We start from the raw sequence: 16628 nt of genomic DNA, 5'->3' as shown, positions 1-16628 counted from the left end.
GATGCAGGAACGCAGGCCACCACAACCGGTGATCCGAGCCGCGCGGCCGCCAATCTAAAAAACCGCTGGGGGGCTGCCATCATTGCACGCATTCAGCGGCAGAAACGCCCTCCGCGCGGGGGCGGACGGGGCACAGTCCGCTTAAATATCTCGGTTTCAACCAAGGGGCGTCTGATTGCGGTTTCCCTCGCCCAAAGCTCTGGCCACGCTGCAATAGACCAGGCAGCATTGGGGGCGGTTCGAAAAGCCCGCTTACCGCGTTCTCCCAAAGCGATTTCTCCAGGAAATTACAGCTTCACCTTCCGCATGGTCTTCACCGACTGAGAAATACAGTTGCTAGTCACCCTCCTTACGTCGCTTTGGTACCATCGCGAATGACAATCACGCCACGGCCAGTGGTTTTCTTGCGGTGCACTCCTCGCGCGGGGCTCGGGCACTCAGCTTGGGCTGCGAGGGGGCTTGGGGACCAAGTGTCGTTCCTTTGGATCAAGAGCCAAGGGAACGCGCCTGTTTCCTGGCCTCACGAATGGGGTCATTTATGCATCCATCCCCCAAAGCACGACCTTTGGGCTAGGCATTTAATAGCCTATACTAAACCAGCGAAGCCGAAGTTGAGCACTTTTCCAAACGCGGCGCTTCAGCAAGTGGGCGCGTTCGCGGGGGAGGCAACCCATCGCGCAGATGCAGCGCCAGCAGGCGTCCCAGTGGCCTTTGTGCTATCAGATGACGGAACGTAACCCGATCTTGGAGCAATTCGTGCCTATTGTGGAGACCGGCTTTGCTCCTAAAAACCTATAACTGTAATACGAACAGTCCCAGTAATTCTGCCCAGGGGGGCGGGCAAGGTCATGCGGCTCAAACGGCGTGATAGCGACAAGGAAGAGGCGTGACACAGCACTCAAGGACACCAAAATGACACCATTCATTTTCAACACCACCAAATCTCTGGTTTTTGAAACCGGCGCATCGGCACGCCTTTCTGAGGTGGCAGGACAAACGCTGGGTAAATCGGTCTTGCTGGTGACAGATCCCGGACTGCGCCAGCTGGGGCTTGCGGATCCCGCCATCGCCTCACTTGAAGCCGCCGGACACAGCGTTGCGGTTTTTGATAAAGTAGAGGCCGACCCGTCGCGTGACACGCTACTGCAGGCGGTGGAGTTTGGACGCGAAGCCGGGGCGACCGGTGTCTTGGGCTTTGGCGGTGGTTCATCCCTTGATGTGGCGAAACTGGTGGCGCTGTTGCTGGGGTCGGGTGAGGATCTGGACGAAGCCTGGGGGGTTGCCCAGGCCAAGGGCCCACGCCTACCGCTGGTTCTGGTGCCCACCACCGCTGGAACCGGGTCCGAGGTTACCCCGGTCTCGATCATCACGGTGGGGGCAGAGGAAAAGCGCGGCGTCTCTTCACCGGTCATCCTGCCGGATATTGCGGTGCTGGATGCAGACCTGACTGTGGGTCTGCCCGCCCATATTACCGCCGCCACCGGTGTCGACGCGATGGTACACGCGATCGAAGCCTATGCGTCAAAATCGGCCAACAACAACCCTCTGTCCAAAATGCTGGCGCGCGAAGCCCTGCGCCTGCTTGGCGCCAACATCGAAACCGCCGTATTCAATGGTCAGGACAAAGATGCACGCGGCGCCATGTTGCTGGGCTCGATGCTGGCAGGTCAGGCCTTTGCCAACTCGCCGGTGGCTGCGGTACACGCGCTGGCCTACCCCATCGGCGGCACCTTCCACATCCCGCATGGGTTGTCGAACGCCCTGGTTCTGCCCCATGTGCTGCGCTTTAACGCGCCCGACGCCCATATGCTCTATGCTGAGATTGCCGCAGACGCCTTTCCACAGATCGCCGCGATCGAAGGCAGCCAGGCACGCTGTGCCGCCTTCATTGACGCGCTGGCAGATCTGTCCAAACATCTGGGCATGAAAACCCGCCTGCGGGACGTGGATATCCCCAAAGAGGCCATCGCCAAAATGGCATCGGATTCGATGGTCCAGCAGCGTCTTCTGGTCAATAACCCCCGCGAGGTCACCGAAAGGGACGCATACAACATCTACGAGGCAGCCTGGTGATGGGAGACAAGGCACCGATCACCACCCGCGCGGATTACCCCGCGTTCTATCCGCTGCAAACCCGCTGGATGGATAATGACGTCTATGGCCACATGAACAATGTGGTCCATTATTCTCTCTTTGACACTGCGGTGAATGGATGGCTCATCGAACGCGGTCTGTTGGACCCGCGCAATTCTGAAACCTATGGCCTGGTGGTTGAAACAGGCTGTAAGTACTATTCAGAAATGGGGTTTCCCGATAAGGTAACAGCCGGTCTGCGGGTGGCCCGGCTGGGCTCCAGCTCAATCAAATACGAAGTCGCCCTATTCCGCAATGACGAGACCACCGCCACCGCCGAGGGTTTTTTTGTCCATGTCTATGTCAATCGCAAAACCCACCGTCCGGCGCCAATCGAAAGCCACCGCCGGGTCGCATTCCAAAGTCTGATGAAAGACGACACCTGATACACCTTTGACCCTCTGCTGACCCTCTGCACGCCCCTGCGCTTTGGGTGGCAAGGCGCAGACTAAGGGGCTGAGCAGTGCGCGACACTGGACTGCGGCGTTCGCACTGCTGTTCGCTAGCGTCGCCTCGCGGCGATAACTCACAATCCTCAAAATTGGCAAATGCGTATCTTGCCGAACGCAAGGCTCGTCAGCCCAGCGTGCAAATTGATGCTCTTGATCTGTGGCAAGAAGATCGGCCTGAATTCGACGGCGATAAAGCTGCGGCCAAGATGACATTCTTTGGCCTAGGCGAAATGAACAATGAAACCCAATCAGCGTGGGATCAGATTGCCACGATCACACAACGATTTACCGATGCGGATGAATATGTCTTCTCGGTTCCGATGTGGAACTGCGGTGTCAACTACAAGCTAAAGCAATACATCGATATCATTACCCAACCTGGATTGCTTTTTGGGTTTGACCCAGAGGCCGGATATAGTGGGTTGCTGGAAAACAAAGTGGCGCGTGTCTTTTACACAGCGGGTGTTTATGCGCCCGGTGCGCCGGCGAAATACGGGTCTGATTATCAGTCAAGCTATCTGTCTTGGTGGCTCGAATTTATCGGTGTTTCTGAATTTAGGGACGTCCGTTTCCAGCCCTCTCTTTTGACAGGTGACCCGCTTGGGGACCAAAAGGCCGCGATTGAGCGTTCTGTCGAATTGGTATCGCAATATCGCCTGCTCCCCCGAAGGCCTCTTGGTCTTCGGGGGATCTTTACGAAATCTGGTCCAGCAGTTGCCCGACCAATGACGGAACCGAGGCCGCGAATTGCGGGTTCGATCGCATGATCGCGACTGTGCGTTGTACATCCTCCAATACTGCTACATCTTGCGTGATGACATCCGGAGCCCTGTGCCCAACCTGATCGCCGTCCAGATGTGTGAAGCCCTTCGCGATACGTCCCTTCTTGAGGGCGGGTGCGATACGGTTGTCACAGCGGCACTGCGCCTGTTCAGATTGGATGCCGCAATTCTTTTGCATGAACCCGCTGACTGTAGATCGCGCTCGCCGCAGCCTTTGGCGGTATGTGCCGGCTGGGATTTCTAGAACGCTACTGGCTTCTGTATCTGTCATCTCGAAGATATCACCCAGAATATAGGCCATGCGCAGTGGCCGTGACAGGCACACCAACATTGCCAACGTACAACCGACCTTCACTTCCTTTAACGCAAGCTGATGTTCAATTTCGGTCAATCCAAGATGTGCGGCGTCACCTTGATCGTGATGCAGATCTTCAGCGAAATCATCAAAAGTCATCCGTATCTTTTCGACCCGACCCAGCCGCGCGGTTTCACTCAGATGGCGGGTCGCGACACGAAAAGCCCACGCGCCAGCCAAATTGACGTCACGCACATCACCAAGGTGGGTGATGATCTTGATCAGAATTTCCTGCGTCGCGTCTTCGGCGTCCTCGCGATGGGCAAGCATCCGCATCGCGACGTTGAAAATGGGGCCTTTTGCCGCGTGAATGAGCGCGTCTAAGGCCGCGCGACTTCCCTGTCGCGCGGCCTCCACTTGTAAAGGATCAAAGATGATCATGCGGCAAGGATTCCTTTCAGTTCTTCCAGCTCGGTCGAGAGAATGCCTTTTTGGGCTTCAAGCGCACCTTCCAATGCTTCGAGCGGAACAGGCGGAGCCATCAGCACGAAGGAATAGATGGCTTCATCGTCGCCGTTTGGCGTGATCCGTGAATACGCTGCACCCGTTGAACCATCGGGAAAAGTCATTAACCAATCGACACTACCCGCGTCCCGTGACACCACAGTTTGCAACTTGATTGGAACTTCACCATTTGGCGTAACAAGGTCAGCCGTTGTGGCATCTGCGCGTGAAAACGCATTGGTCCATTTCGGCAAGTTGGACGGCTGCGAAATGTAGTCAAACGCCACGTTTGCGGAAACAGTAAGGCCGATAGATTGTACGTCGAAATTTTTCATTTTGATCTCCAAGTTTCCCGTCGCGAAAGTGCGGCGGATACATATGAAGAGAGGGCGAGATAGCAAACTGTTACATGTTGGTTCAAAGTATTTTGGTTTGGTGAGTATGGAAGATGTCATCGAAGGCCGTCTTCGTGCCTGGAACCTCGTGAGAGGTCGTGACTGCCTGAGCCGTCGCATTGATGCGTTGGCAAAAATCCTCCCCTGGGTGGATGCACCGCCACCCTTTCGACTACTGGAGATGGCACGCCAATGGGGAAGCTGCTCCCCGTCCGGCGAGATCATCATCAATCGTCACTTGGTCAAAGCGCCGCGGCAGTGTGTCGACTATGTGCTCATTGATGAACTGGCGCACCTAAAGCACCACGATCACAGCCCTGCCTTCTGGAACCTGATCGACGCACATGCAGGGGATTGGTGAAAAGCCAAGCATCATTTGGATGGGTTGGTCGAGGTTTTGATGGATTGAAGCGAGTCAAAAAGCTTGAAGGGTATCCCTTGGGACAGAGTCGAACCTCTGGCATTATGCTTCAGGGGCCAAAAACAAGAAAATCGGGCGTTTCCGCCCGATAGACTTCTTATGCTTGCAAAATGACCATTCTAACCCGGCCGGTGGCCATGAATTGGTAGCCAGAACAAGAATAAGAGGCTTTCTTCTCAGTCAGCCACATTTCGAGTGGCCACAGCTGCGGCAGGTCATGCAGCCTTCGATCATCTGCATGTCGAATTGGCCACAGCTTGGGCAGGCCTTACCGCGGGGGGCATTCAGGTTCACCACCTCTGCCTGCGGGTCGGACTTCAACCCCATGCCTTCGCCCTCAAGAAAGCCCGTCTTGACCATATGGGTCTCGATCACCCCACCAATGGCCGCCAAAATCGAGGGAATGTATTTGCCCTGTACCCAGGCCCCTCCGCGTGGATCAAATACTGCCTTCAGCTCCTCCACCACAAAGGAGACATCGCCACCGCGCCGGAACACCGCAGAGATCATCCGGGTGAGCGCCAAGGTCCAGGCATAGTGCTCCATGTTCTTGGAATTGATGAAGACTTCAAACGGCCGACGGTGATCGCTGATGATAATGTCGTTGATGGTCAGATAGATCGCATGTTCCGAATCCGGCCATTTCAGCTTATAGGTGTGCCCTTCCAGCGACTGTGGACGATCCAGTGGCTCCGACATGTAGACCACTTCGGCACCGGTCTCTCCCTGCGCGCTGGCATGGGGAGCATCTGCGGTTTCACCAGGAGCGGTATCAGCGCTTTCAGACACAGACAGAACTGACCCGGTCACATCGTTGGGGCGATAGGTGGTGCAGCCTTTGCAGCCCTGATCCCAGGCCTGCATGTAAACATCCTTGAAGTCGTCAAAGGAGATGTCTTCGGGGCAGTTGATGGTCTTGGAGATCGAGCTGTCGATCCATTTCTGTGCTGCGGCCTGCATCTTGACATGGGCCGCAGGTGGCAGCGTCTGGGCGTTGACAAAATAGTCGGGCAGTGCGGCATCGGTGCCAAATTTTTCCCGGTACATCTGTACTGCGTAATCGACGACCTCTTCTTCGGTGCGGCTGCCGTCTTTCTGCAAAACCTTGCGGCTATAGGCATAGGCAAAGACCGGTTCGATCCCCGAAGATACATTACCCGCATAGAGGCTGATGGTTCCGGTGGGCGCAATCGAGGTCAACAGCGCGTTGCGGATACCGTGTTCGCGGATAGCCTCGCGCACGTCCTCATCCATGTTCATCATATTGCCCGAGGCCAGATAGGCTTCGGCATCAAACAGCGGGAAGGCGCCCTTTTCCTTGGCCAAATCCACCGAGGCCAGATAGGCGGCGCGGGCGATCGCATGCAGCCAGCGGTCGGTCTGACGCGCCGCTTCGTCCGAGCCATATTCCAGCCCCAGCATCAACAGCGCATCGGCCAGCCCCGTCACGCCCAGGCCAATCCGGCGTTTCGCCTGGGCCTCGGCGGCCTGGGCCTCCAATGGGAATTTCGATACATCCACCACATTGTCCATCATACGTACGGCGGTGGCGACCAGCTCCTGCATGGCGCTTTGGTTCAGCTCGGCAGAGGCTTCAAAAGGGTTGGAAACCAGGCGCGCCATATTGATCGAGCCCAGCAAGCAGGCGCCATAGGGCGGCAGCGGCTGCTCGCCGCAAGGGTTGGTGGCGCAGATGTTTTCAATATAGCTGAGGTTATTGGCCTTGTTGATCCGGTCAATAAAGATCACGCCGGGCTCGGCATATTCATAAGTCGCCTGCATGATCTTGTTCCACAGATCCCGCGCCTGAACGGTGTGGTAGATTTTACCGTCGAACTGCAGCTCCCAGGGGCCATCCGCCTTGACGGCTTCCATGAAATCATCGGTGATCAGCACCGACATGTTAAACATCCGCAGACGGGCCGCGTCGGATTTTGCGGTGATAAAGGCCTCAACATCCGGATGGTCGCAGCGCATGGTGGCCATCATCGCGCCGCGGCGCGAGCCTGCGGACATGATGGTACGGCACATGGCATCCCAGACATCCATGAACGACAACGGCCCCGAAGCATCTGCCGCCACGCCTTTGACATCCGCGCCGCGCGGGCGAATGGTCGAAAAGTCATACCCGATGCCGCCCCCCTGCTGCATGGTCAGCGCCGCCTCTTTCAACATGTCAAAAATACCCGCCATGCTGTCGGGTACGGTCCCCATTACAAAGCAGTTGAACAGGGTCACCTGACGCGCGGTGCCAGCCCCAGCGGTAATCCGGCCTGCGGGCAGATATTTAAAGTCTTCCAGCGCCTCGTAGAACTTCTCTTCCCAGACGGCGGGCTTGTCCTCGGCGCGGGCGAGATCACGAGCAATACGACGCCAGCTATCCTCCACGGTCACATCGATGGGGGTGCCGTCCGCTTCCTTGAAACGATACTTCATATCCCAGATTTGTGCGGCGATGGGGGCAGCAAAGCGGCTCATATAGTGATTCCCTATTGGTCGGTGATCGGAGGTGAGTGGCGGCTTCGATACTACAGGCGGATAGAAATCCTCAACGGTGAAATCACAGATCGTTGAGAAATAATTACTGAGTGTACCACAATATCTTGCTCGCACCAAATTTCAAAACACTATATAAGGGTTGGGCTCTGGACGACTCTGTGGGGAAGCTGTGGATAACTATGTCAATCTGGTGAAGCTCTCTGTTGGCACAGAAAGCGTTGAAAACCTGCAGGACTGGCAGGACTTGACCGGGCTGCGACTGCCCGAAGGACTGCCGCGTCACGTCACCCGCATGTGGCCCAAACGCGAGGCAGAGATTCTTGCTGGTGGATCAATCTATTGGGTCATCAAGGGACAGATCCAGTGCCGCCAGCGCATCCTGCGCATGGATGAGGTGATCGGCGAGGATGGTATTCGCCGCTGCGCCATTATCCTTGACGCCAAACTTCACCGCACCCAGACCGCCACCAAGCGCCCCTTTCAGGGCTGGCGCTACCTCAAGCCCGAAGACAGCCCCGCCGACCTGCCAGAAGGGCGCAGCACAGAAGAGCCTCTGCCTCTGGAGCTCTCCCAGGCTCTGGCCGAAATCGGCGTCCTCTAATCGGCAGAAAGCCACAGTGGCCTCTCTGGTGTCCGGATTTTGCGGCACGCACCACCGCACCGCCCTGCGCAACAGGGTTTAGCCGTGCGGTCGCAAGGGTATGCATTGCTCTCGATCTGCGCAAAACCTGTCTCAGCACGAAAAAGCGCCGCGCGATAGCGCGGCGCCGGGCCCAACGGGAGCCCGGTGCACTTTAGTGCATGGGCGACGGGCGGGAGCCCCCCTTTTGGCCTTCTAACTCAGCGTTCCCTGGTCATTCCCCGGTCACCCCCAGCTCAGCCGTGGATCAACTCTGACAGCGCCTTCAGCGCGACGCGTTCCGCTTCCGAATAGGAGGCCACACGGCTGCGCCACAGGGTCGCCTGGCTTTGCAATACCAAACCATCCGACAGCAGTTTGAGGTGATTGGCCCGCAGGGTCTCGCCGGTGGAAGTAATATCGGCCACCATCTCTGCGGTTTCATTCTTCACCGTGCCTTCAGTGGCACCCTGGCTGTCGACCAGCTGGTAATCTGCCACTCCGGCCTCGGTGAGGAACTCACGCACCAGGCGGTGGTATTTGGTGGCAATCCGCAGGCGGTGACCATGGGTTTTGCGAAAAGCCGCCGCAACCGCATCCAGGTCATCCAGCGTATCCACATCGATCCAGCACTGCGGCACCGCCAAGATCAAATCCGCATGGCCAAAGCCAAGTGGCTCCAGCTCTTCAAGCTGTTGCTCCCAGAGCGGCAGTTTTTCCTGCACCAGATCGGTGCCGGTCACGCCCAGGTGAATGCGGCCTGCCGCCAGCTCCCGCGGGATTTCCCCCGCCGAGAGCAGCACCAGCTCCATGCCTTCAACCCCTTCGATGGCACCGGCATATTCCCGTTCCGACCCGGTCCGCGCCAGGGTCACGCCCCGTTTGGCAAACCAATCAAAGGTCTTATCCATCAGCCGCCCCTTGGACGGCACACCCAGTTTCAGGCTCATGACTGACCCTCCTCGAGCATCAGCATCAGATCCGGGCGCAGCACGCCCCCAACAGCGGGGATTTCACCGCCATTCCCCAATTGCCGCGTCAGCGCATCATAGCGCCCGCCACTGGCAATGGGAGGCAAATCCGGCCGCACTTCGGCATAGAACCCAAAGACAAACCCGTCATAATATTCCATCGAGGTGCGCCCGTAGGAGGCCTCAAAATCCAGACTGTCAATATCAATGCCCCGCGCCTTGAGCGCCGCAATCCGCCCGTCCAGACGATCCAGGGCCGGGTTGATTGCAGGCAGGTCCACCGCGATATCGCGCATCTGTTCAATGGCAAAGGGTACGGTTTCGCGTACCGCCATCAGCGCCTCAAGCGCCAGCAACTCGTTTTCCGCAATGGGCGGCGCCGCAGCATCGGCCCGCAGCAGCGCAATGCGCGCCTCCACTTCCGCTTCGCTGCGCTTGCCCAGAACCGTCGTCTCACCCGTCAACCCGCTTTCCGAGGACAGCAGTTTCAACCGGCTTTCCGGTACCGCACTGCGGCCGGCATAGCGGTCCAGCAAAGAGCGAAACCGCCGGGGACGCCAGATATGGCGCATCAGGGCAGATTTACGGATCTGCGTGGTGTTCAACCCCTCAACCGCAGCCATCAGAATACCAATATCGCCGGTTGCCGCCCGCAGGGGCAAGCCACGCAGTTGCAAGGCAATCAGCGCAAAGACCTCGGCGTCGGCGGCAGCAGGGTCATCGCGTTCAAACACCTCATAGCCCACCTGTAGGTATTCGCTGGCGCGATCCGGATCATGTTCCTGGCGGCGAAACACTTCGCCCGCATAGGTATAGCGCGCGGGCTCGGCCCCCTCCCGCATATGCATCTGCACCACGGGCAGGGTGAAATCCGGGCGCAGCATCTGTTCGCCACGCACCGCGTCCGAGGTCACATAGGCCCGGGCCCGAATGTCCTCACCATAGAGATCCAGCAGGGTGCCGGCCGGCTGCAACAGAGGTGGCTCCACCACCTGCGCCCCAGCGGCCTCAAAGTTCATGCGCAGCCGTGCGGCCCGCGCCAGTGTTTTTGAGCGATCCATCATGGTCTAGCCCTGGCTCTCTAGAATTTCGCGCACCTTGGCGACCAGTTCGCCGCGCGGCACTTCAAACTGGCTGGGACGCTCTTTCCACTCTTCCAGCGTGGCGCTTTCAGAGATCTTGGCGCCCAGGATCAGATCCTTGATCTGAATGACGCCATTTTCCTTTTCGTCGCCGCCTTCGATTACCGCGATGGGGGAATTACGCTTATCCGCATATTTCAGCTGATTGCCAAAATTCTTGGGATTACCCAGGTAGACTTCGGCACGAATGCCAGCATTGCGCAGCTCGGCCACCATCGCCTGATAATCCGCCATGCGGGCTTTATCCATCACTGTGACCACAACAGGCCCCGTGGGCGTGGCACTGAGGCGGCCCTTTTCGCGCAGCGCAGCGAGCAGGCGATCAACGCCAATGGACATACCCGTTGCTGGCACTTCCTGACCGGTGAAACGTTTCACCAGATCATCGTAGCGCCCGCCCCCGGCAACAGAGCCAAACTGCCGTTTGCGCCCCTTGTCGTCAAAGATCTCAAAGGTCAGCTCGGCCTCGTAGACCGGGCCGGTGTAATATCCCAGGCCCCGCACAATCGAGGGATCAATTTCAATCCGGTCAGCGCCATAGCCGCCGGCGGCCATCAGATCACCGATCTGTTCCAGCTCGCCAATGCCTTCGGCCCCCACTTTTGAGGCACCAACGGCGGCGCGCAGGTTCTCAAAGGTCTTGGCGGCCGTATCAGCCTTGGAGGTGAGGAATGCAATCACCGGCTCTGCCTGATCGGCGCTGAGACCAACCCCGTCAATATAGGCACCAGAGGCATCCAGACGGCCCTTGGTCAGCAGCTCACGCACGCCGGCCTCGCCCACCTTGTCAAATTTGTCGATGGTGCGCAGCACGTTGTCGCGGGCCAGCTGGTCATCGCCCAGCCCCATGACCTCCAGCACGCCGTTCATCACCTTGCGGTTGTTGACCCGTACCAGATAGTCACCACGCGGGATGCCGACGGTTTCCAGCGTATCAGACAGCATCATGCAGATTTCGGCATCTGCCGCCATAGACGCCGTGCCCACGGTATCGGCATCGCACTGATAGAACTGACGATAGCGGCCGGGACCGGGTTTTTCATTGCGCCAGACCGGCCCCATCGCATAGCGGCGATAGGGGCTGGGCAGATCATTACGGTGCTGGGCATAGACCCGCGCCAGCGGCGCTGTCAGGTCATAGCGCAGCGCCATCCAGTCGCCCTTGTTGCTGTCGGGATCGTTTTCATCGACCTCCTGCCAGGCAAAAACACCAGCGTTGGGGCGTTCAACATCGGGCAGAAACTTGCCCAGCGCTTCGACGGTTTCCACCGCCGCGCTCTCCAGCGCCTCGAACCCGTAATGATGATAGACACCCGCGATGGCACGCAGCATTTCAGAACGCTGTGTCACCTCTTCGCCGAAATAGTCACGAAATCCCTTGGGCGTTACCGCCTTGGGACGGGGCTGTTTCTTGATCTTGGCCATGAAAAGGCCTCCTCACGGGTGGGTTTGGGTCATTTACTCGCCGCGCGGTCTAGCCCAAGCCGTGCCTGTGAGCAAGGCAACAGGTTCGACCACACCGGGTCAAGCCCAAGCGATCTGGCGCTGCCTAGCTTTTCAGCATGACAGGAATGCGACAGCCCCTGCGCCGCACCAGGTACGGGCAACAAAGATCAAATCTGAGAAAAATCGCCGGACCGCCCCAGCCCAGAGGCAAAGCGCTGCGCCCCGTCGCGTCCCTCTGTCAAAAAGGCCTTGGCTGACCGCCACTCCCGCCGCAGCGCCGCCACCAGCTCCTGCGAGGGCAACCGCGCCGACAGGTGATCTGCCCGCATGCAGGCCTGCGGAAACCGGGTGAGCTCCTGCGCCAGGGCCTGCGCCATATCCAAGGCTTCCCCCGTTGGGGCAAGCCGGTCGGCAAAGCCAATCCGGTGGGCCTCCTCGGCGGGCAAGGTGCGGCCCGTCAGGATAAGATCATTGGCGCGGCCCTGCCCCAAAAGCCGCGGCAAGCGCACGGTGCCGCCGTCAATCAGCGGCACTCCCCAGCGGCGACAATACACCCCGGCAAAGGCATCCTCCGCCATGACCCGCATATCGCACCAGGCCGCCAGCTCCATACCGCCCGCCACAGCCGGACCTTCAATGGCGGCGATCACCGGTTTTGACAGCATCAGCCGCGACGGCCCCATGGGACCGGGTCGGGGATCAACAACGGGATCACGCCAATCCGCCTCGATATCCAGTGCGGCCAGCCACTCATCCGATGCGCCCCCCCCTGCGGATTTGAGATCAAAGCCGGCACAGAAGTAGCCGCCCCGACCAGTCAGGACCGCCACCTTAGCCGTTTCTTCGGCCTCAAAGCGCAGAAAGGCCGCATAAAGCGCGCGCGCTGTGGCGGGCCCCACCGCATTGCGGATTTCCGGACGGCAGATGGCAATTGTCATCACGCCGTCGCGCTGGCTGATGTCTACTGGTGGCATTTCATCTTCAGTTGCAGCCATGGTTATGTCCCTTGCAGCTCATTGGCATCTCTCTTTGAGCTGAGCCTGCGCGTCTTCCCCATGGACCGGCAAGAGGAAGGTGCTTATGACGTTGCGCAGCTATGGAGAAACACATGCAAGCCTTGGAAGAAAAGATCGCCCACCTGACCCGCACCGTCGAAGAGCTGAGCGACGTGGTCGCCAGCCAACAAACCGAGATTGATCGCCTGTCCAAACGGGTACGGATGCTGATGGAGCGCGAAGCTGGACGCGAGCAGGGCAGCGGCGGCGCCCATGTGTTCGGCGACGAGCGCCCACCGCACTACTAGGAAAGCGGCAGCCGGTTACCAGTGCCGGGAGGACGGTGAAGCAGGCACCGCAGGCGGCACCCTAAATCTCCTCAACCTCCATCACCCCTTCCAGTGATTTCAACGCGCCTTTGATCTGCGGGTTGATCGGGAAGGGCTGGCCCAGGTCCATCTCCACATCCCCGGGCAGGCCAGGGTCCTGTAGATAGAGGTAGATCGCCCCCGGGCTGGCGTTGCGGGCGGCGGATTTGGCGTCTTCCAACACGGTGGCGACGGTTGTGATCGCATTCGCATCGTCCAGATAGATCCGCAGCGAGGACCGCCCGGCATCGGCAATGGCCGCGTCCACCGGCCCGGCAGAACGCATCAGGAGTTTCAGCTGGTCGCTCTCCATCGTGGCCTCGGCGGTGATCACCACCTTGGAGCCGGTTTCGAGAAATTCGCGCGCCTTTTCCAGCACATCCGAGAAGATCGTTACCTCATAGCCGCCGGTGGTATCCGACAGCTGAGCAAAGGCAAAGCGATTACCGCGGGCCGATTTGCGCTCTTGCCGCCCTGCAACCACCCCGGCCATTTTGGCCATGAAAGGTCCGCGCGCAGCCTTGACCATGACCTCATCCAGGGTCATCACATCCTTGCGTTTCAGGGCCGGCATATAGTCGTCCAGCGGATGGCCAGACAGATAAAAACCAATGGCCTTGAACTCTTCAGACAATCGCTCAGCTGGCAGCCAATCGGGGGTATTGGCCAGACGCGGTTCCGGCAGGTCATCGCCGGCCTCCCCAAACAGGGACACCTGGTTGGAGTTCTTCTGTTCATGGATCGCGTTTGAATAGTTCACCAAGCCTTCGAGGCTGTCAAAGACCCGGCGACGGTTGCGGTCCAGCTGATCAAAGGCACCGGCGCGGGCCAGCATCTCCAGCGGGCGTTTGCCGATCTTTTTCAGGTTCACCCGGCGGGCAAAGTCGAACAGATTGACAAAGGGGCGCTCAATCCCGTCCTCAATGCGGGCCTCCGCCACCAGCCGCATCACATCGGCACCAACGTTTTTCAGCGCGCCCAGCGCATAGACCAGCTCGCCGTTGACCACATTGAACGTCGCCAGCGAGCGGTTCACACAGGGCGGCACATAGGGCAGACCAAGGCCCTTTTTGACCTCTTCAAAATAGATCGCCAGCTTATCCGTCAGATGGATATCACAATTCATCACGCCGGCCATGAATTCAACCGGGTGGTTCGCCTTCAGCCAGCCGGTCTGATACGAGACCACCGCATAGGCCGCCGCGTGGGACTTGTTGAAACCGTAGTTGGCGAATTTCTCCAGAAGGTCAAAAACTTCCGAGGCTTTTTTGGCAGGCACACCGTTTTCGCCCGCACCCTTTTCAAATTTGGGCCGTTCGGCGTCCATCGCCTCCTTGATCTTTTTACCCATGGCGCGGCGCAACAGGTCAGCGCCCCCCAGGCTATAGCCCGCCATCACCTGGGCAATCTGCATAACCTGTTCCTGGTAAACAATAATACCCTGAGTTTCCTCCAGGATATGGTCGATCAGGGGATGCACGGATTCGATCTTTTTGAGGCCGTTTTTCACCTCACAATAGGTGGGGATGTTCTCCATCGGACCGGGACGATAGAGCGCCACCAGCGCCACGATGTCCTCGATACAGGTTGGCTTCATCCGTTTCAGCGCGTCCATCATGCCGGTGGATTCCACCTGGAACACCGCCACGGTCTTGGCCGAGGAATACAGCTTGTAGGTGGGTTCATCATCCAGCGGGATGGCGTTGATCTCGTTCACCGCGCCCTCGGGCGGTTCATAAAGCGGGGTGCCGTCGGCTGCGGTGTGCAGATCACGCCCCGACTGTATGATCAGATCCACCGCGTTTTGGATAACCGTCAGGGTTTTCAGGCCCAGAAAGTCGAATTTCACCAGCCCGGCTTGTTCCACCCATTTCATGTTGAACTGAGTTGCAGGCATGTCTGATCGCGGATCGCGGTAGAGCGGCACCAAGGCATCCAGCGGCCGGTCGCCAATCACCACCCCCGCCGCGTGGGTCCCGGCCGAGCGCAACAGCCCCTCGACCTGCATGCCGTATTTCAATAGCCGGTCTACCACCGGTTCGTTCTTGGCCTCTTCGGCCAGGCGTGGTTCTTCTTTCAGACTGTCCACAATGGACATCGGCTTGACGCCTTCGACAGGGATCAGTTTCGACAGGCGATCGACCTGGCCATAGGGCATCTGCAAGACGCGACCCATGTCACGCACTGCCGCCTTGGACAAAAGCGCACCAAAGGTGATGATCTGGCCAACCTTGTCGCGGCCGTATTTTTCTTGCACGTATTTGATCACCTCTTCGCGGCGATCCATACAAAAGTCGATGTCGAAGTCGGGCATCGACACCCGTTCCGGGTTCAAGAACCGCTCAAACAGCAGCGAATAGCGCAGCGGGTCCAGGTCGGTAATTGTCAGCGCATAGGCCACCAAAGAGCCCGCACCAGACCCCCGCCCCGGCCCCACCGGGATATTGTGATCCTTGGCCCATTGGATAAAATCGGCAACGATCAGAAAGTAGCCGGGGAAGCCCATGCCCTCGATGATATTAAGCTCGAAGTCGAGCCGCGCCTGATATTCCTCAACGGTGACCGCATGGGGGATCACCGACAGACGTTGTTGCAGGCCTTCATTGGCGATGCGGCGCAACTCAGCCACCTCGTCATCGGCAAACTTGGGCAGGATCGGGTCGCGCAGATAGGCTTTGAAGGCGCAGCGCTTGGCGATTTCAACGGTGTTTTCAATGGCCTCGGGCAGGTCCGCAAACAGCGTGACCATTTCCTCCTGGCTTTTGAAGTAATGCTGCGCGGTCAGGCGGCGACGGGGTTCGGATTGGTCCACATAGGCGCCCTCGGCGATGCAGATCATCGCGTCATGGGCCTCATACATTTCTGTATTGGGGAAATAGACATCATTGGTGGCCACCAGCGGCAGGTCCATGGCATAGGCCATTTCCACATGGCCGCGCTCACTCAGCTTTTCTGCCTCGGGCTGGCCGTCTTCACCGGGATGGCGTTGCAGTTCCACATAAAGCCGATCTGCAAAAATCGCCTTGAGCCGCTGCATCAGCTCTTCTGCCGCCGGGCGCTGCCCCTGGCGCAGCAGCCGCCCCACCGGTCCATCCGGTCCGCCGCTCAGGCAGATTACATCGCCCGCGTTTGTCGCCAGCTCCTCCAGCGTCACATAGGGCAGTTCGCTGCCCTGGCGCAGGTAGAGACAGGAGTTCAGCTTCATCAGATGCTCATAGCCGGTCTCGCTCTGGGCCAGCAGCACCAGCGGCGCCGGCGGCTGCGGCCGCTCCCCCGGAGCAGGGTCGACAAAGCGCAGATCCACCTGACAGCCAATGATCGGCTGCACCCCCGCATTGCTGGCAGAGACCGAGAACTCCAAAGCCGAGAACAGGTTGTTGCTATCGGTCACCGCGATGGCCGGCATCTCGTGCTTTTTGCACAGATCCGGCAGCTTTTTCAGGCGCAGGGCACCTTCAAGCAGGGAATATTCCGTATGGCTACGCAGGTGAATGAATCGTGGAGCATTTGTCATGGGGGCCAAGCTATCCGATCCCCGGCGCAAGGATAAGAGCTGTTATTGCGCAAAAATATCTGGGGCACAGGCTGCTGACGCGTTAATAAAGC

Annotated in this window: 14 protein-coding genes; 6 read left to right on the top strand and 8 right to left on the bottom strand. The window is 58.8% G+C overall.

Going from position 1 to position 16628, the window contains the following annotated elements; genetic code table 11:
* Nucleotides 1-912: 912 nt before the first annotated feature.
* The 3 genes from N1037_07525 to N1037_07515 all read left to right on the top strand — a co-directional run bounded on the left by N1037_07525 (nt 913) and on the right by N1037_07515 (nt 3352).
* The gene (locus N1037_07525; protein UWS80851.1) at nt 913-2073 is read left to right on the top strand and encodes an iron-containing alcohol dehydrogenase; all 1161 of its coding nucleotides are present in this window, start codon (nt 913-915) and stop codon (nt 2071-2073) included.
* Entirely contained in the window at nt 2073-2519 is a 447-nt protein-coding gene (locus N1037_07520) for an acyl-CoA thioesterase (GenBank protein ID UWS80850.1), read from the top strand. Before N1037_07525 ends, N1037_07520 begins: the two co-directional genes overlap by 1 nt.
* A gap of 77 nt (nt 2520-2596) precedes the next feature.
* The gene (locus tag N1037_07515) at nt 2597-3352 is read left to right on the top strand and encodes an NAD(P)H-dependent oxidoreductase (GenBank protein ID UWS80849.1); all 756 of its coding nucleotides are present in this window, start codon (nt 2597-2599) and stop codon (nt 3350-3352) included.
* Here N1037_07515 and N1037_07510 read toward each other — a convergent pair.
* Nucleotides 3279-4103 carry an RNA polymerase sigma factor gene (locus N1037_07510; GenBank protein UWS80848.1) on the bottom strand — a complete coding sequence of 275 codons (825 nt, stop codon included), beginning with the start codon at nt 4101-4103 and terminating at the stop codon, nt 3279-3281. The genes N1037_07515 and N1037_07510 overlap by 74 nt on opposite strands.
* A complete protein-coding gene (locus tag N1037_07505; GenBank protein ID UWS80847.1) occupies nt 4100-4501 on the bottom strand; it encodes an SRPBCC family protein in 402 nt (133 codons plus the stop codon). The genes N1037_07510 and N1037_07505 overlap by 4 nt, the downstream gene beginning before the upstream one ends.
* Nucleotides 4502-4607: 106 nt before the next feature.
* Here N1037_07505 and N1037_07500 point away from each other — a divergent pair, with 106 nt between their 5' ends.
* A complete protein-coding gene (locus N1037_07500; protein ID UWS80846.1) occupies nt 4608-4922 on the top strand; it encodes a M48 family metallopeptidase in 315 nt (104 codons plus the stop codon).
* 240 nt (nt 4923-5162) lie between these two features.
* Here N1037_07500 and N1037_07495 read toward each other — a convergent pair whose 3' ends face one another.
* Nucleotides 5163-7460, bottom strand: coding sequence for an adenosylcobalamin-dependent ribonucleoside-diphosphate reductase (locus N1037_07495; GenBank protein UWS80845.1), 2298 nt, complete (start codon nt 7458-7460; stop codon nt 5163-5165).
* Between the two features lie 190 nt (nt 7461-7650).
* On the opposite strand from N1037_07495, the gene N1037_07490 reads away from it, so the two are divergent.
* Nucleotides 7651-8082: a DUF1489 domain-containing protein gene (locus N1037_07490; protein UWS80844.1), complete on the top strand. Its 432-nt coding sequence runs from the start codon at nt 7651-7653 to the stop codon at nt 8080-8082.
* 275 nt (nt 8083-8357) lie between these two features.
* On the opposite strand, the gene hisG is transcribed toward N1037_07490, so the two are convergent.
* The 4 genes from hisG to N1037_07470 all read right to left on the bottom strand — a co-directional run bounded on the left by hisG (nt 8358) and on the right by N1037_07470 (nt 12654).
* Nucleotides 8358-9050 (bottom strand): ATP phosphoribosyltransferase, encoded by a 693-nt coding sequence (gene hisG / locus N1037_07485; GenBank protein UWS80843.1) that lies wholly within the window; start codon nt 9048-9050, stop codon nt 8358-8360.
* Nucleotides 9047-10135 carry an ATP phosphoribosyltransferase regulatory subunit gene (locus tag N1037_07480; protein UWS80842.1) on the bottom strand — a complete coding sequence of 363 codons (1089 nt, stop codon included), beginning with the start codon at nt 10133-10135 and terminating at the stop codon, nt 9047-9049. Before N1037_07480 ends, hisG begins: the two co-directional genes overlap by 4 nt.
* A 3-nt stretch (nt 10136-10138) precedes the next feature.
* A complete protein-coding gene (gene hisS / locus N1037_07475; protein UWS80841.1) occupies nt 10139-11638 on the bottom strand; it encodes a histidine--tRNA ligase in 1500 nt (499 codons plus the stop codon).
* Between the two features lie 188 nt (nt 11639-11826).
* The gene (locus N1037_07470; GenBank protein UWS80840.1) at nt 11827-12654 is read right to left on the bottom strand and encodes a crotonase/enoyl-CoA hydratase family protein; all 828 of its coding nucleotides are present in this window, start codon (nt 12652-12654) and stop codon (nt 11827-11829) included.
* A 113-nt stretch (nt 12655-12767) separates the two neighbouring features.
* Here N1037_07470 and N1037_07465 point away from each other — a divergent pair, with 113 nt between their 5' ends.
* Nucleotides 12768-12962, top strand: coding sequence for a SlyX family protein (locus N1037_07465; protein ID UWS80839.1), 195 nt, complete (start codon nt 12768-12770; stop codon nt 12960-12962).
* A 61-nt stretch (nt 12963-13023) separates the two neighbouring features.
* Here N1037_07465 and dnaE read toward each other — a convergent pair whose 3' ends face one another.
* A complete protein-coding gene (dnaE, locus tag N1037_07460; protein ID UWS80838.1) occupies nt 13024-16536 on the bottom strand; it encodes a DNA polymerase III subunit alpha in 3513 nt (1170 codons plus the stop codon).
* Nucleotides 16537-16628: the final 92 nt, after the last annotated feature.

It is taken from the genome of Phaeobacter sp. G2 (assembly GCA_025163595.1).
In the GTDB taxonomy this organism is placed as follows: domain Bacteria; phylum Pseudomonadota; class Alphaproteobacteria; order Rhodobacterales; family Rhodobacteraceae; genus Pseudophaeobacter.
The sequence above is the reverse complement of the archived record's forward strand: the minus strand, read 5'-3'. Positions and strand labels throughout refer to the sequence as shown.

What these genes read in the sequence shown, in the direction of transcription:
- N1037_07525 (UWS80851.1), top strand. Translation starts at nt 913, where the DNA reads ATGACACCATTCATTTTCAACACCACCAAATCTCTGGTTTTTGAAACC.
- N1037_07520 (UWS80850.1), top strand. Translation starts at nt 2,073, where the DNA reads ATGGGAGACAAGGCACCGATCACCACCCGCGCGGATTACCCCGCGTTC.
- N1037_07510 (UWS80848.1), bottom strand. Translation starts at nt 4,103, where the DNA reads ATGATCATCTTTGATCCTTTACAAGTGGAGGCCGCGCGACAGGGAAGT.
- N1037_07505 (UWS80847.1), bottom strand. Translation starts at nt 4,501, where the DNA reads ATGAAAAATTTCGACGTACAATCTATCGGCCTTACTGTTTCCGCAAAC.
- N1037_07500 (UWS80846.1), top strand. Translation starts at nt 4,608, where the DNA reads ATGGAAGATGTCATCGAAGGCCGTCTTCGTGCCTGGAACCTCGTGAGA.
- N1037_07495 (UWS80845.1), bottom strand. Translation starts at nt 7,460, where the DNA reads ATGAGCCGCTTTGCTGCCCCCATCGCCGCACAAATCTGGGATATGAAG.
- hisG (UWS80843.1), bottom strand. Translation starts at nt 9,050, where the DNA reads ATGAGCCTGAAACTGGGTGTGCCGTCCAAGGGGCGGCTGATGGATAAG.
- N1037_07480 (UWS80842.1), bottom strand. Translation starts at nt 10,135, where the DNA reads ATGATGGATCGCTCAAAAACACTGGCGCGGGCCGCACGGCTGCGCATG.
- hisS (UWS80841.1), bottom strand. Translation starts at nt 11,638, where the DNA reads ATGGCCAAGATCAAGAAACAGCCCCGTCCCAAGGCGGTAACGCCCAAG.
- N1037_07470 (UWS80840.1), bottom strand. Translation starts at nt 12,654, where the DNA reads ATGGCTGCAACTGAAGATGAAATGCCACCAGTAGACATCAGCCAGCGC.
- N1037_07465 (UWS80839.1), top strand. Translation starts at nt 12,768, where the DNA reads ATGCAAGCCTTGGAAGAAAAGATCGCCCACCTGACCCGCACCGTCGAA.
- dnaE (UWS80838.1), bottom strand. Translation starts at nt 16,536, where the DNA reads ATGACAAATGCTCCACGATTCATTCACCTGCGTAGCCATACGGAATAT.